This is a genomic window from Parabacteroides vesiculifaciens, assembly GCF_049860805.1.
Taxonomy (GTDB): Bacteria; Bacteroidota; Bacteroidia; order Bacteroidales; family Tannerellaceae; genus Parabacteroides.
Genome location: NZ_CP187555.1, coordinates 1,000,804 through 1,015,468, shown reverse-complemented (window position 1 = coordinate 1,015,468; position 14,665 = coordinate 1,000,804). Strand labels below are relative to the sequence as shown.

General features: G+C 45.5%; 13 protein-coding genes. 5 read left to right on the top strand and 8 right to left on the bottom strand.

From position 1 onward, the window contains the following. Positions 1-15: 15 nt before the first annotated feature. A complete protein-coding gene (locus ACPYIV_RS04020) occupies positions 16-1,782 on the top strand; it encodes a RagB/SusD family nutrient uptake outer membrane protein (RefSeq protein WP_301706487.1) in 1,767 nt (588 codons plus the stop codon). 594 nt (positions 1,783-2,376) lie between these two features. Here ACPYIV_RS04020 and ACPYIV_RS04015 read toward each other — a convergent pair. The 4 genes from ACPYIV_RS04015 to ACPYIV_RS04000 form a co-directional block, all read right to left on the bottom strand. Further along, positions 2,377-3,375: a M28 family metallopeptidase gene (locus ACPYIV_RS04015; RefSeq protein ID WP_301704591.1), complete on the bottom strand. Its 999-nt coding sequence runs from the start codon at positions 3,373-3,375 to the stop codon at positions 2,377-2,379. 233 nt (positions 3,376-3,608) lie between these two features. Continuing rightward, positions 3,609-3,767: a hypothetical protein gene (locus ACPYIV_RS04010; protein WP_293733015.1), complete on the bottom strand. Its 159-nt coding sequence runs from the start codon at positions 3,765-3,767 to the stop codon at positions 3,609-3,611. Positions 3,768-3,955: 188 nt separating this feature from the next. Next, a complete protein-coding gene (locus ACPYIV_RS04005) occupies positions 3,956-4,498 on the bottom strand; it encodes a beta-class carbonic anhydrase (RefSeq protein WP_293733014.1) in 543 nt (180 codons plus the stop codon). A 33-nt stretch (positions 4,499-4,531) separates the two neighbouring features. Beyond that, positions 4,532-5,308: a Cof-type HAD-IIB family hydrolase gene (locus ACPYIV_RS04000; RefSeq protein ID WP_293733013.1), complete on the bottom strand. Its 777-nt coding sequence runs from the start codon at positions 5,306-5,308 to the stop codon at positions 4,532-4,534. Between the two features lie 111 nt (positions 5,309-5,419). Between ACPYIV_RS04000 and ACPYIV_RS03995 the strand changes: the two genes are divergently transcribed. Beyond that, positions 5,420-6,595 (top strand): porin, encoded by a 1,176-nt coding sequence (locus ACPYIV_RS03995; protein ID WP_293733012.1) that lies wholly within the window; start codon positions 5,420-5,422, stop codon positions 6,593-6,595. A gap of 31 nt (positions 6,596-6,626) precedes the next feature. Here ACPYIV_RS03995 and ACPYIV_RS03990 read toward each other — a convergent pair whose 3' ends face one another. Then, entirely contained in the window at positions 6,627-7,667 is a 1,041-nt protein-coding gene (locus tag ACPYIV_RS03990; protein WP_425885659.1) for a DUF4852 domain-containing protein, read from the bottom strand. 79 nt (positions 7,668-7,746) lie between these two features. Continuing rightward, positions 7,747-8,409, bottom strand: coding sequence for an HD domain-containing protein (locus ACPYIV_RS03985; protein ID WP_293733010.1), 663 nt, complete (start codon positions 8,407-8,409; stop codon positions 7,747-7,749). A gap of 166 nt (positions 8,410-8,575) precedes the next feature. Here ACPYIV_RS03985 and ACPYIV_RS03980 point away from each other — a divergent pair, with 166 nt between their 5' ends. The 3 genes from ACPYIV_RS03980 (at position 8,576) to ACPYIV_RS03970 (ending at position 10,176) form a co-directional block, all read left to right on the top strand. Next, entirely contained in the window at positions 8,576-9,229 is a 654-nt protein-coding gene (locus tag ACPYIV_RS03980; RefSeq protein ID WP_425885656.1) for a hypothetical protein, read from the top strand. 9 nt (positions 9,230-9,238) lie between these two features. Continuing rightward, positions 9,239-9,634: a helix-turn-helix domain-containing protein gene (locus ACPYIV_RS03975; RefSeq protein ID WP_425885654.1), complete on the top strand. Its 396-nt coding sequence runs from the start codon at positions 9,239-9,241 to the stop codon at positions 9,632-9,634. Between the two features lie 101 nt (positions 9,635-9,735). Beyond that, the gene (locus tag ACPYIV_RS03970) at positions 9,736-10,176 is read left to right on the top strand and encodes a DUF6383 domain-containing protein (RefSeq protein WP_425885652.1); all 441 of its coding nucleotides are present in this window, start codon (positions 9,736-9,738) and stop codon (positions 10,174-10,176) included. 89 nt (positions 10,177-10,265) lie between these two features. On the opposite strand, the gene ACPYIV_RS03965 is transcribed toward ACPYIV_RS03970, so the two are convergent. Continuing rightward, on the bottom strand, positions 10,266-10,937 hold the full coding sequence (locus ACPYIV_RS03965) for an MIP family channel protein (RefSeq protein ID WP_293733006.1): 672 nt from the start codon (positions 10,935-10,937) through the stop codon (positions 10,266-10,268). Positions 10,938-11,106: 169 nt separating this feature from the next. Next, the gene (gene nifJ, locus ACPYIV_RS03960) at positions 11,107-14,655 is read right to left on the bottom strand and encodes a pyruvate:ferredoxin (flavodoxin) oxidoreductase (protein WP_425885649.1); all 3,549 of its coding nucleotides are present in this window, start codon (positions 14,653-14,655) and stop codon (positions 11,107-11,109) included. Positions 14,656-14,665: the final 10 nt, after the last annotated feature.

Genomic DNA, 14,665 nt, shown 5'->3' with positions numbered 1-14,665 from the left:
AAGAGAAAAAAGAACATGAAAAAGTCAATCATATCATTCTGCGGCTTGCTGTTCTTCGCAGCACAAAGTTGTGACGTACTGGATAAAGAACCTATCGAATTCGTCAGTACGGAAGAAACTTTCGCAAACGCCAATGAAGAAACGCTGCAATCTTATTGCAATACTCTTTATCCCGATATGCTAAGCGGGCACGGAGCATTCAACGGATATAGTTTCGGCATGATGGAAGGTGACTTCCAATCCGACAATATCCTTCCGTGGAGTCCGAATGAAGTGGCATTCAGCCAACATAGTATTTCCACGAAAGACAAAGACAACTGGAAATGGGAAATAGTACGTGCTTGTAACTCATTCCTCGAATACTACGAACTTTCACCCGTAGCGGAAAGCGTAAAACAACGTTATGCAGGTGAAATCCTCTTTTTCAAAAGCATGGATTATTTCAACAAAGTACGTCGTTTCGGCGACGTGCCCTGGTATGACCATGTATTGATTCCAGGAGACGAAGACATTTACAAAGCACGCGATTCGCGGACAGTTGTTATGGCAAATGTATTGAAAGATATCAATCAGGCAATTGCATGGCTGCCTACGAAAGCAACAACCGGCGTCAGCCGTATCAGCAAAGATGCTGCTCTGGCATTGAAAGCACGCTTATGCCTGTTTGAAGGGACTTTCCGTCGCTATCACAACATCGAAGGAGACACGGAATTCCTGCAAGCGGCTTACGATGCAGCCGGTGAACTGATGAAACCGGAATACGGCTATTCGCTTTTCCAGGGTTCCAGCCCCAGCCAGGCATACCACGAGTTATTCATCCAGGCAGACTATAACGGCAATCCTGAAATTATTCTTTCCAGAGAATATGATCCGGCAGTCGGTGGAGCAAACAACGTATCCCGTATGATCGGTGTCGGTGAATCGCCTATCGGTTTCAGCCGCGATGCTGTTGAAGATTATCTTTGTGCAAAAACAGGAAAACCTATCTCACTTTGCGGATGCGAAGGACATACGACACACACGACACTGGTTGCCGAACTCAACAACCGTGATCCGCGCCTGTTGCAGACTGTAGCTTCACCTGAAGCTGGCGAACACTCTTATCAACTCAATGGCAAACGCCCAGGCATAAGCAGCCTGTTGAGCGGACTTTACCAGTCGTCTACCGGTTATGCCGTAGCCAAATTCTTCAATCCTGAAGAATTTACGACTACACATAACATGGGAACAATGGATGCCCCCATATTCCGTTACGGCGAAATCCTCTTGATACGCGCTGAAGCCGGTGCCGAATTAGGCTTGGATCCGGAATTGGACAAAACAATCAATGCCCTGCGTGACCGTGTCGGTTTCACTCATCACTTAACCGCCAATCCTGAACAAGATCCGAAGTTAGTGGAAGAATACCCGACTATCAAAGGTGCGAATGCCAACCTGATCCGTGAAATCCGTCGTGAACGCCGTGTGGAATTAATGGCGGAAGGTCTGCGTTATAGTGACTTGATGCGTTGGGCTTGCGGTTTGCGCCTAAATAAAAAGAAATTAGGTTTTATGCCTGATATCGCAAAAAGCACTGATGATCCAACAGCGTACTCACAAGAAGAATATGACAAGCTTCTTAAAGAATTAGGTTTTGTGGACGGTGCACTCGATGTTTACACCAAACGTATGACAAACCCTGTTCCCAACTTCATCGAACCTAAAAACTATCTGTTCTCCATCCCGACAGACGAAATTGGTTTGAACCCGAATCTGACACAAAATCCAGGTTGGGAATTATAAGAGTATTTTTATACTGAACATTTCCGAAAGGTCCGCTCTTCGCAACAGAAGGGCGGACCTTCTTTGTTTGGGAAACCGCCCTTCCTCTTGATTTTTTTTCAAAGTGTCCCTTCACACCCCCATAAACAATTTAAATACAACAATTTGCTGTGCACCCTGTGAATGCAAGCTGATTCAGTCTTTAGAAATCTACTACCGGATAAATAGAATCCTTCCGATTGAATAACTAATATGCAGGAGGGGATCGCGGAGACGCTTACCCCCAAAGTTAGGCAATCCGATTTCCGGAAAAGCAGCTCACATCCACAGGGTTCACTGCAACCAACAGTTATGTAGCAAGTTACAAGGGATGTGAAGGGTGAATGCAACTCGAACAAGACTCCTTACAGGTATGTTTTTATGGGACGGGAGCTATAAAATATACCCTATAGGCTATTGAAGAAAAGGTACCAGCCTATAGGCGAAAAGGTGCATACCTTTTTCGTAAAAGACTACCACCTTTATCCAAACGAATAACGGCTCTTTTCACTACCGGAAAGCATCCCTTTTCAAACATATATGTTTTGTGATAAAAATCATGACAAAACAATCACATCAATAGTCTTTCTCATTCGCCAAATTCCACATATTCAGGAAAGAGGCTTTTGTAATGTCGACAATCTTATTCCAGTTGATTTTTTCCACATGGTCGCCAGGCATGTGGTAGTCGGGATGACCGTCCGTATGATACCAGATAACCGGGATATCCAGGAGAGCGAACGAAGCGTTATCGCTCCCTCCTACCGGCTTATCCCACGGGCGATAGTCAGGAGCCAGATTCAGACCGTATTTCTTAATATCGTTCTTTAGCCAGTCGCCGAAAACAGGATGTGCTTCCGTATAAAAATAAACAACATGCGTCGGTTTGGACTCGTCATTGTTACGGCCTATCATGTCATAATTCAGATATCCTTTCACCTTGTCCATCTCCGGGAATGTCTGCACAAAATATTTGGAGCCCAACAAGCCTTTTTCCTCACCATCCCAGAAAGCGAAAATAACAGTTCGTTCGGGCTGGACGCCCGTTGCCAAAAACGCCTTAGCGACTTGCAGGACAGCCGAGACACCTGAAGCATTGTCGTCGGCTCCGTTATAGATCTGGTCGCCGTCCAGCATCGGATCAAAGCCAAGATGATCGTAATGAGCGCCGATAATCACATATTCGTCCGGGTTCTTCCCCTCGATCTTCCCCAGGATATTGTTCATCGACAGCTTTTGGTGGACACCTTGTTTCAACTTCGTGATCGAATCCGGGTGAACCTGAAAACGGCCCTTCTTCTGGCGTTCTTTATTATAAGCCTCGAAAGGTTGGTAATAAGATTCGAACAAAGGCTCGATCCCCATCGTTTTCAGATTCGAAACAATATATTCGCCGGCAATACGCCCGCCCCGGAAACCGGCTTCACGCCCTTCGAGAGCGTCGCTTGCCAGGAAACCGATATAAGCCTCCGCATTCGCCTTGTTTATGACATCCAGTCCCTTCTTCTCGGGCGATTCGGCCCATAACGTAGTACTCAGTGCAATAGAGACTAAGAATAATCCCGCTTTTTTCATTTCAATATTGTGTTTTACAGATTATAGTTTTCTATATAGGGCAAAGATAAAGATAAAAAACAGAAAGATAAAACTGAACCGGGCAAGTGTAGAGCTAACCCCATAAAAACAAAAAAAGGCCAAACTCCGCTATCTCTTAAGCGTCGAATGCCTCCCCAATCTATCTCTCACCAGTCTTTCTTAAGACTACGGTGAAGAGACTGCATCTAAAAAATCTATTTACTGTTTAATACTCAATTTTTAGAGCTTTCGCTCATTTGGTTCATCAATCTGCGGATCTCAGCATTTAAACGCTGGCACATTGAACCGTTTCCTACTGACTGATAACGATCAGCCTGATAACGCAACATCGCTAAAGTACGCATACTTTTTTCGTTTTCTCTCATCATCATAATTTTACTCATTTATGTTCCCCACGCTTGGAGAACGATTAATAAAAACTAAACCTAAATTCTCTTTTTCTTTTTGTTTACAATGCAAAGATACGCATTTTATGCGTATTCATGCTGTAAAACATATAAAATCCTTGCCTGTTTAAAAATATTTAGGTTTTGATTAAATATATTCAGCATTGGTCCTACTAAACAACAGTCGCCAATTCGCCTGTAGTCGAGTCGATTACAAAACCCCGAACCGTAATATCTTTCGGGATCAGCGGATGGTTTTGTACCTGAGCCACTGTTTCGCGAACGGAACCTTCCGGAGTGTCGAACCCGCGCAACCACGATTTGAAGTCGATGCCGCAGTAGCGCATCATATCGATATGTTCTGAAGGAATGCCACGCTTTTTCATCACCTCGATCATTTGTTCGCTGTTCATATGCTTGGCTCCGCAATCGGTATGGCCGATGATCATGACTTCATTCACACCTAACTCATAAATGGCAACCAACAAACTCCTGATCACACTACCGAAAGGATGGGAAATAATAGCACCCGCATTCTTGATGATCTTGACATCACCGTTCTTTATGCCCAAAGCAGCCGGCAGCAACTCCGTAAGGCGCGTGTCCATACAAGACACAATCGCGATTTTCTTGTCAGGATACTTATTGGTGATAAACCGCTCGTAACCTTTATTCTTTACAAATTCACGATTAAATTTCAATAATTCGTCTATCATGACTATTCTTTTTATATATCTAACAGTTCAAAATCAAATAATGTTGAAATGTTTCAACGCATTGTATATACCGTTCTCATCGACAGAGGTCGTCACATAGCCAGCTGCATCCATGACTTCCTTCGCCGCATTACCCATTGCGACTCCGTTCCCGACGTGGCTGAGCATCTGGATATCATTACCGCCGTCGCCAAAAGCCATACATTCATCCAATCCGATATGAAAATACTCCAGCATCTTGTCGATGCCTACCCGTTTGCTGCTTCCAAGCGGTACGACATCCGTAAACAGAGGGTTCCAGCGCGTCGATTCGCAATGGGACAAGACTTTCATGATGCGCTTCTCCTGGTCCGCCGTAAAAAAAGCGATCAACTGGTAGACCGTCTTTCCTATTATATCCTCGATCGGGCGGATGGGAGGAGCGGGAAAGTTCAGCAGGTGGAACACATCGTTTACCGCTTTATCCGTATAGTTCATAAAGATCTCGTTTTCTTGTACGAATGCACAGGGAAACTCACCTTCCTTTTCCTGATAGCGAACCAAGGCTTCAATATCTTTATCGGGAATGCTGTGCTTATAAATCACATCGTCCTTTCCGGCAAACACATAACCGCCATTTAACGTCACATAACCGTCAAACTCGAGATCGCCTAAATTATTAATCGAGCTGCGGTGCCGGCCGGTTGCTATAAATACTTTAATTCCCTTCTTCCTCAATAATTCGATCGCATGAAGGGTTGATTTAGGGACTACATGTGTTTTAAAGCTGACCAATGTCCCATCAATATCAAAAAATACTGCTTTAATCATAACCTAAACTTATTACCTATTTAAACCTCAACAAAGGTAAGAATAATTACGGATTTCCAAAGGTCATATAAAATTACTATATTTGAACGCTGAAACATTTTATTTAGAAATATGAAGACACATCTCTACTTATTGACAATACTATTATTATCCGTCTCATCCGTCTTTGCGCAGGACGTTGAAAAAGAAACCGTTCCCGGGCAGGAACCGACTCTGGTCGAACGACTCACAGGAGGGAAAAAAGTTATCGAAAGCGCAGAAATGAATTTCCAGCTTTTTACTTCGGCAAACGCGAATTTCACCGGCTCCGATTTCGACGGCATGAACTTCAAACTGAATCGTGTCCGACTGGAAATAAAAGGGGATGTATGGAAAAACCTCTCCTACCACTACCGGCAGTCGTTCAACAAATACTCGGACCCTTATTCGTTGGATAATCTTTCGTCTTCGCTCGAATTGGCCTATGTCAACTTGAAAGTACATGATAAATTTGGCTTTACGATCGGTAAGCAATTTGTCAATTTCGGGGGATACGAATATTTTGTCAATTCAATAAAAGTCCGCGAATTCAGCGAATTCAACAACTTGCTGACCTGCTATCAGGCGGGTATATCAGGCAACTGGCAAGTCAATCCCGACCACGAACTTTGTTTCCAGATCGTGAACAACCGCAGCGGGCAGGACGACGAGATCTATCCGACCGGATTGCCGGAGAACATACGGGAGGCTAAAGTACCTTTCATGTACACGGTGAACTGGAACAGTTACTATTTCGACCGTGTTCTGCAACTCCGCTATGCTGCTTCTATGGGACAACAGACGCAGAAGCGTTATTCCTATTATTTCACCTGCGGCAACACGATTGAGAAAGGGCCTTTGCTGACTTATCTGGATATCATGTACACCCGGCAGGGACTGGACCAACACGGCGTCATCAGCCGCCTCCCGGAGACGGCCCAAACAGCTTGCAATACCGAGTATCTATCGGTCATCGCCGATGTCGACTACCGGATTCACCCGCGCTGGAATGTCTATGTGAAAGGTGCTTATGAAACCGGACGAGTATATAAAGCGAACGGACCGTTCGCCAAAGGCATGTACCGCCGCTCCTGGAATGCACAGAGCAGCCTCGAGTTTTTCCCGATCAAGAACAGCGACCTCTTTATCTTCCTCCTTTATACCTATCGCGGCGTGAAGCTCGAAAAAGCTGCCCTGGATATGGGAGCGATCGATCCCGACACACACCGCGTTTCGTTAGGATTGGTCTATTCGATTCCGGTATTTTAGGTACGTTTTTTCCGATACAACCCGCGTCGGATCATTCAAACAGAACCGATCCGACCAAATTATACCGGAAACTTTTATTATCATAGACATCCAAACCTTTTATCTTAACACCGATCAGTGTCGAGCGGTATAAGTTCTCCACATTGAGAACACTGTATTTCTCTTTTGACAGCTCCATATATTTATCTAAAGGCTGCACATAGACAACCGTATATACCAACGGACTGACATAGCCGTTCTGACCGGTTCCTCTGCTCCGCTTTTCATATTTTTCCGCATCATCCATGCTCACAGGGATGAAGAACGCCTGATCCGGATTAACCGGCATAAAATTGAAACCGTTGAAAGGAATACATTGCTTGGGAGAACTGCCCGAACGTGTCGGATAGGACAACGGATAGCCCTTACGGTCAAAATTATAACCTTTATGATTATTGTTCACTTTTATGAAATAGGTTTTCGTAAAATCAAAATCGGCCATTCCTTTTTCCAGACGAGCCTGATATTCTTCTTTCAGTTTGCGGAATTTAAACTGATCACGACGGCATTCCTGCCCCAATTCTTTATCGACGGCACTGATATAATTCAAAAGCACCTTATCATCTATCGGCAACTTATTGACACGAACACAACAAATAAACATTTGCTCAAGCGTCATTTCCTCGCATTTTATAACAGGTTCAGGCATATTCACGACAATCTCGCCTTGTTCGATCGCACGGTCAATCTCCACAAACAGTTTCTTATCGGAAGCTTTCTCACTTTCCAGAGCAAACACGACAGCGTTGTTCAGGAACATATTCTTATCTTCCGGCCGGATAATCTCACGGATTGTCGCCTTGGAAAAAGGCAAATCCTTTCCGCTGAACGCTTCATACCGGACTTTACCATAAGTATCCGTATACGCATATTTCAAATGGCTATACTTTGTCGAACTCAGATAGAAATCTCCGAGGGTAAGCACATCCCCCTCTTTGAACGTATCACCACTATAAGTTTCATACGATTCCTGTGCATAAACAGGGAAGAGGAGGAAAGACAAGCTAAAAAGAAGGCATAAAAAAAGTTTCATATTCATTAGATTAGTTGGACCTTTATTCCGTTAAAACGCAATAAAGATAAACTTTTTCCAAGATATGAAACAAATGATATTATAATAAATAGACATCATTAATATCCAGCTTGAATTGCAGACCAAGAAATTCCGCCGCTTTCCTGCAAAGTAGCATTCGTCCGGTAAAAATCTCGAAATAGTCCATCACAGCACAGATTTCGGTGTTGATCTTCAAATCCAGAGTGATCGTTTTCGAATCCGGCTCCAATATAACATCCGATTTCTCGGCTGCATAATTGACCCGGTCGTGGATATCGAAATTGATCGTGGAGCGGTTGCGGACACGGCTGCGTCGCACATCCGTCTTATCGGCAATGATCAGAGCGGCGGCAACAGCATTCACGGCAGCAGCCGTCTGCTCGTCATGATTGCCGATAGCCGTAATAACTGTTGCCACATCTTCCGGCGGCATTCCCATCTTATCTAAAATCCGGAAAGCCATCATGGCTCCGCTCTGGGCATGGTCGATGCGGTTCACCACATTGCCTATATCGTGCATAAAACCGGCAATCCGGGCCAGTTCCACCTCATGCGCATCATATTCTAACTTCTCCAATAAATCCCCTGCGACTTTCGCGACCTTCGTACAATGGGCAAAGCTATGCTCCGTGTAGCCGATTGCTTTCAACGACTCGTCCGCTTGTTTGATATAAGTCCGTATCTCTTCGGAACTGCGGACATCTTCATATGTTACATTCATATTTTTATCTTTATTAGGCATATTAGTAAACACTAAAATATTTCATTTTGTTCGATCTGCATATAAACAGATTTTAAATTTATGTTATATTTCAACCTGAATTCCAAATATGAAATGTCACTTCCATGCTCATTTCATACATTTGCATTCAAATACAACTCTATTCATGAAACTATCAAGAACTTTCATTTCGATCCTTTTTCTCTTCTTGTTCCTACAGATTCCCCAATGCAGCCTTCCGGCAGAAGCGACAGATAAAAAGCTATTGCAGGAATTGGCTGCCCGCTATGAAGAAGCAGCGTTGGGCGATGATATGCAGAAAGAACTGGAAGTGTTGGAAACCTATCTGGCTGAAGCAATCCGCCAAAAAGACCTTCGTGAAGAAAGTTATGCCCGCATGCAAAAGCTCAATTGCTTTTTCAACTACGAAGAGTTTGACAAGCTATATGCCGAAATACCCATACAAGCCGCTTTTTTCCGGGGACAAGGCCAATGGGACAGATACTACACTGTGCTAGAGACCGAAGTCGAAGCCTTAGTGCTCCAGAACCGTACGGAAAGCGCCCTCAGGAAAGCCCGCCGTATCTACAAAGAGGCACAGAAGGCCGGCCACAGGGAAGGTCTCGGCACCAGTTCCTACTGCATCGCTTATATCTACCATCTCACCCAAAACGAGCCGGAGGCCGAAAGATACATGCGTGAAGCCATCCGGCTACTCGATGATCATACGCTAAGCGTCCCGTTTTTTCAAGGTTGCAACTACGATTTCCGCAGGTGCAACCTTGTTTCTTTATATCCCATATACCTTTGTCTGCGATGAATTAATCAGATGAAAAAAATTATGATGAAAGAAAAAAAAATTCAGACTCTATTTGCACGTATCGAAGAGCTGTTGCACACGCACCACGAATTGCTTGCAGATGAAAAACTGGATCGTGAAAAACTGGCAAAACTGCTAAGCACGAACACCACCTATCTGCATTCGGCTATCCGCCAATGTGCCGACACGGCGGTCAATGGATACCTCAACCGCATCCACGTGCAAGAAATCGGAAAAAGGCTGCAAGAATCACCCGGTTCCTCACCCTCGTTCGAAATCCTCCGGGCCGAATACGGCTTCTCGACCTATACGACCTTCTACCGCACCTTCCGGTCCGAATTCGGCATGTCGCCGACAGAATACCTCGATCGTGCCGCACAAGAATCCTTAAAAAATATTCTATAAACCATATACGACATGGAGTACCTTTACATCCTCGAAAATATAGCCAACGGGCACCGCCTGTCACCTACTACTATACCGTCACCCTCCCTGCCGTCGAAGGCATGACCACCAACCCGAAAGCAGGCGACTACACCATCGAAGAGGGCTACAACTTCAGTTTCACGATCACCCTCGCCGAAGGCTACACACAATCTGTTCCAGTCGTGAAAGCAAACGGCAAAACGGTCATCCCGCGCACAAACGATGGGAAATATATAGTCAGACATATCTATGAAGATACCGAGATCACCATCGAAGGCATCACCCCCGACACCCCGACAGCCAATGCCGAGATCGAAAGCGGCATACAGGTATACGTCCGCGAAAGCGTGCTCCACATCCGCCTCGACAACGCCCGCAAGGCCGCAATCGTGAATGCCGGAGGACATATCGTCCGCCACGCGCAACTCGCTGCCGGAGAAAACCGGATCGAAGGACTGCCTGGCGGCATCTACTTCGTGCGGGTGGAAGGAGAAAAAGCGGCCAAGGTTATAGTACGCTAAACTGATAGATCAGTCTACTAATAAAAAGGGGAACGTGTCCAAGAATTAACTCTTGACACGCTCCCCTTTCTATTTCCGAATGCCTAAGCTTATTCTTCCGAGCCGACCATCTTCCATACGCCGGCGGACAAAGCTGCACCGATAAACGGAGCTACGATAAACAGCCACAATTGAGACAGGGCCTCTCCGCCAGCAAACAAAGCCGGTGCGATGCTACGAGCCGGATTCACGGATGTCCCGGTAATTGGAATACAAACGATATGTACCAGAACAAGAGACAGGCCGATTGCCAAACCGGCGAAATTGCCAGCGCCTTTCTTCGCGTCCGTAGTACCTAAAACAACTAATACGAACACAAAGGTAAAGACAATCTCGGCTATCAACCCTCCAGCAATACCTACACCCGGAGCACATGCGTTTGCTCCTGTTGTCGTCGCATAATCCATTTCTATATTGGAAGTCAATACACATAAAACCGTAGATCCGATCAGGGCGCCCATCACCTGAAACAACATATACATCAGCCCTTCTTTGCTCTTCATCCGTCCCGAAAGCATACATCCCAACGTAATAGCAGGATTGATATGGCAACCGGAAATACCTCCGATCGTGTAAGCCATCGCTACCACCGACAACCCGAATGCTACCGCTACCATCAACACTTGGGCGGGAGTGCCGCAACCACCATTAAAAATCGCGCTTCCGCAACCCATTAATACCAGAACCATCGTTCCGACCATTTCTGCCAAATACTTTTTCATGATAATAACTTTTTAATTTATACTATTAGAACTGTTAGATCTATCTTTTTAATTTTTAACAACAAATGTATGGTTTATTATTTCAAATGCCACAAAAAAAACGGAATTCTCTTTCGAAAATTCCGTTTTTTATTCAAAGACTATATTCAACACCTGAATATACAGCCTGTTATTCTTCTACACCCCAGTTTTCAGCAGCCATACGTTTGTAGCTACGCAGACGCCACTTAGCGTTTTCTTCTGCAGCAGCAAACAACTCAGCAGCTTCAGCCGGATACTGTTTTGCAACAGATGCGAAACGAACTTCACCTTTCAGGAAGTCCTGGAACTTACTCCAATCCGGTTCTTTGGAATCCAATGTGAACGGGTTCTTGCCTTCAGCTTCCAAAGCAGGATTGTAGCGCCACAAGTGCCAGTAACCACATGCAACAGCTTCTTTTTCTTCAGCCTGAGATTTGCCCATACCCTTCTTCAAACCGTGGTTGATACAAGGAGCATAAGCGATAATCAAAGAAGGACCGTCATAAGCTTCAGCTTCGCGGATAGCCTTCAAGGTCTGAGCCTGATCAGCACCCATAGCGATCTGAGCAACATAAACATAACCGTAAGTTGTAGCCATCATACCCAAGTCTTTCTTGCGGACTCTCTTACCGGCTGCGGCAAACTTGGCGATTGCACCGACCGGAGTAGCCTTAGAAGACTGGCCACCTGTGTTAGAATAAACTTCAGTATCCAGAACCAGAATGTTTACGTTCTTGCCAGAAGCAATTACATGATCCAGACCACCGTAACCGATATCGTAAGAAGCACCGTCACCACCGATGATCCACTGTGAACGTTTTACCAGGAAGTGAGACAATTCGGCGATAGTAGCGCAATTCGGACATTTATCCTTGGCAGCTTCAACCATCGGAATGATCTGTGCAGCCAGTTCTTTTGTCTTATCGGCATCATTCTGATTTTCGATCCATGCAGTGAATGCTTCTTTGTATTCAGCCGGAGTGCCTTCATAAGCGACAGCAGCTTCCATAGCCGCCTGGATACGTGCACGCATCTTTTCGTTTGCCAGTTCCATACCCAGACCGAATTCACAGAAGTCTTCGAACAGAGAGTTAGCCCATGCAGGACCTTCGCCCTTTTCGTTCGTCGTATACGGAGTAGAAGGAACGGAACCTGAATAGATGGAAGAACATCCCGTAGCGTTAGCGACCATTTCACGATCACCGAACAACTGGGAAATCAGTTTTACGTACGGAGTTTCACCACAACCGGAGCAAGCGCCGGAGAATTCGAACAACGGAGTTGCGAACTGAGAATTCTTCACATTAGACTTGATGTCTACCAGGCTCTGCTTAGAGCTTACGTTAGCCACACAGTACGTCCAGTTGTCAGCTTCAGCCAACTGGCCTTCCAGCGGAGCCATAGACAACGCCTTGTTGCCCTTGAATCCCGGACAGATATCGGCACAGTTACCGCAACCCAGACAGTCGAGAACATCAACCTGCATACGGAACTTCATACCCTTCATTGTAGCCGGAGCTTTCACATCCAACATCGGGAAGTTTGCACCCTTCTGTTCTTCGTCATTCAGAACGAACGGACGAATGGAAGCGTGAGGACAAACATAAGCACACTGGTTACACTGGATACAGTTTGCTTCATTCCAAACCGGAACAAATGCAGCAACACCACGTTTTTCATATTTTGCAGTGCCCTGATGCCATGTACCGTCTTCGATACCCTTGAAAGCAGAAACCTTCAACAGGTCGCCATCCTGTGCATTGATAGGACGAACCACTTCGTTGATGAATGCAGGATCGTTGTTTACAACCTCTTCATCATCCGGCAGGTTAGCCCATGCAGGATCAACAGTCAACTGGTTGTATTCGCCACCACGGTCAACAGCTGCATAGTTCTTGTTTACAACATCTTCACCCTTCTTGCCATAAGACTTCACGATGAATTTCTTCATCTGTTCGATAGCCAGATCAACAGGAATTACGCCTGTGATACGGAAGAATGCAGACTGCAAGATTGTATTGGTACGGTTACCCAAACCAATTTCCAAAGCGATCTGTGTAGCGTTGATATAATAAACTGTAATATTTTTCTGAGCGAAATAACGTTTTACGCGGTTAGGCAAATGTTTTGCCAGCTCTTCGCCATTCCATACAGTGTTCAGCAAGAATGTACCGTTCTCACGCAAACCGCGAGTCACATCGTACATACGCAGGTAAGCCTGAACGTGGCAAGCTACGAAATTCGGTGTGTTTACCAAATAAGTAGAACGGATCGGATGATCACCGAAACGCAGGTGAGAACAAGTGAAACCGCCGGATTTCTTAGAGTCGTAAGAGAAATAAGCCTGGCAATATTTATTTGTATTGTCACCGATGATCTTAACAGAGTTCTTGTTGGCACCGACAGTACCGTCTGCACCCAAACCGTAGAACTTAGCTTCGAACATACCTTCGCCACCCAATGCGATCTCTTCTTTCTGGGGCAGGGATGTGAATGTTACGTCATCTACGATACCGATCGTGAACTGGTTCTTCGGCATCGGCAATGCCAGGTTTTCATATACGGAAAGGATCTGGGCAGGAGTCGTATCCTTAGAACCCAAACCATAACGGCCGCCTACGATAACCGGAGCATCTTCCTGGCCATAGAAACAATCTTTTACATCCAGATACAGAGGTTCGCCTACTGCACCCGGTTCTTTTGTACGGTCCAAAACAGCAATACGCTTAGCAGTCTTAGGAACAGCTGCCAGGAAGTGTTTAGCCGAGAACGGACGATACAGGTGAACGGAAACCAAACCTACTTTTTCACCCTTAGCTGTCAGGTAGTCGATAGCTTCGCGTGCAGCTTCCGTAACAGAACCCATCGCAATGATTACGCGTTCTGCATCTTCAGCTCCGTAGTAATCGAACAAACCGTATTTACGCCCTGTGATCTTGGAGATTTCGTTCATATATTCTTCTACGATAGCAGGAACTGCATCATAGTAAGAGTTGCTTGATTCTCTGTGCTGGAAGAAGTGGTCAGGGTTTTCAGCCATACCGCGTGCAACCGGAGTTTTCGGGTTCAAGGCACGTGCGCGGAATTCAGCCAAAGCCTTCTGGTCGATCAGCGGAGCCAGGTCGTCATTTTCCAATGCTTCGATCTTCTGGATTTCGTGAGATGTACGGAAGCCGTCGAAGAAGTTCATAAACGGAACGCGGGATTTGATTGTAGCCAAGTGTGCAACACCTGCCAAATCCATCACTTCCTGTACGGAACCTTCGGCCAACATGGCGAAACCTGTCTGACGGGCAGACATTACATCCTGATGGTCACCGAAGATACACAGTGCATGAGATGCCAATGTACGAGCAGATACATGGAATACGCAAGGCAGCAATTCACCTGCGATCTTGTACATGTTCGGGATCATCAGCAACAGACCCTGAGAAGCCGTGTAAGTCGTAGTCAGTGCACCAGCCTGCAACGAACCGTGAACTGCACCGGCAGCACCACCTTCAGATTGCATTTCCTGCACCATTACAGTTTCGCCGAAAATATTCTTACGTCCGGCAGCAGCCCATTCATCTACATATTCTGCCATTGTAGATGACGGAGTGATGGGGTAAATCGCAGCAACTTCACTGAACATATAGGAGATATGTGCAGCAGCCTGGTTACCATCACAGGTTAAAAATTTCTTCTGTTTTGTCATAGACTCTTAC

What these genes read in the sequence shown, in the direction of transcription:
- ACPYIV_RS04015 (WP_301704591.1), bottom strand. Translation starts at nt 3,375, where the DNA reads ATGAAAAAAGCGGGATTATTCTTAGTCTCTATTGCACTGAGTACTACG.
- nifJ (WP_425885649.1), bottom strand. Translation starts at nt 14,655, where the DNA reads ATGACAAAACAGAAGAAATTTTTAACCTGTGATGGTAACCAGGCTGCT.
- ACPYIV_RS03990 (WP_425885659.1), bottom strand. Translation starts at nt 7,667, where the DNA reads ATGAAACTTTTTTTATGCCTTCTTTTTAGCTTGTCTTTCCTCCTCTTC.
- ACPYIV_RS03965 (WP_293733006.1), bottom strand. Translation starts at nt 10,937, where the DNA reads ATGAAAAAGTATTTGGCAGAAATGGTCGGAACGATGGTTCTGGTATTA.
- ACPYIV_RS04000 (WP_293733013.1), bottom strand. Translation starts at nt 5,308, where the DNA reads ATGATTAAAGCAGTATTTTTTGATATTGATGGGACATTGGTCAGCTTT.
- ACPYIV_RS03985 (WP_293733010.1), bottom strand. Translation starts at nt 8,409, where the DNA reads ATGAATGTAACATATGAAGATGTCCGCAGTTCCGAAGAGATACGGACT.
- ACPYIV_RS03995 (WP_293733012.1), top strand. Translation starts at nt 5,420, where the DNA reads ATGAAGACACATCTCTACTTATTGACAATACTATTATTATCCGTCTCA.
- ACPYIV_RS04005 (WP_293733014.1), bottom strand. Translation starts at nt 4,498, where the DNA reads ATGATAGACGAATTATTGAAATTTAATCGTGAATTTGTAAAGAATAAA.
- ACPYIV_RS04020 (WP_301706487.1), top strand. Translation starts at nt 16, where the DNA reads ATGAAAAAGTCAATCATATCATTCTGCGGCTTGCTGTTCTTCGCAGCA.
- ACPYIV_RS03975 (WP_425885654.1), top strand. Translation starts at nt 9,239, where the DNA reads ATGAAAAAAATTATGATGAAAGAAAAAAAAATTCAGACTCTATTTGCA.
- ACPYIV_RS03980 (WP_425885656.1), top strand. Translation starts at nt 8,576, where the DNA reads ATGAAACTATCAAGAACTTTCATTTCGATCCTTTTTCTCTTCTTGTTC.
- ACPYIV_RS04010 (WP_293733015.1), bottom strand. Translation starts at nt 3,767, where the DNA reads ATGATGATGAGAGAAAACGAAAAAAGTATGCGTACTTTAGCGATGTTG.
- ACPYIV_RS03970 (WP_425885652.1), top strand. Translation starts at nt 9,736, where the DNA reads ATGACCACCAACCCGAAAGCAGGCGACTACACCATCGAAGAGGGCTAC.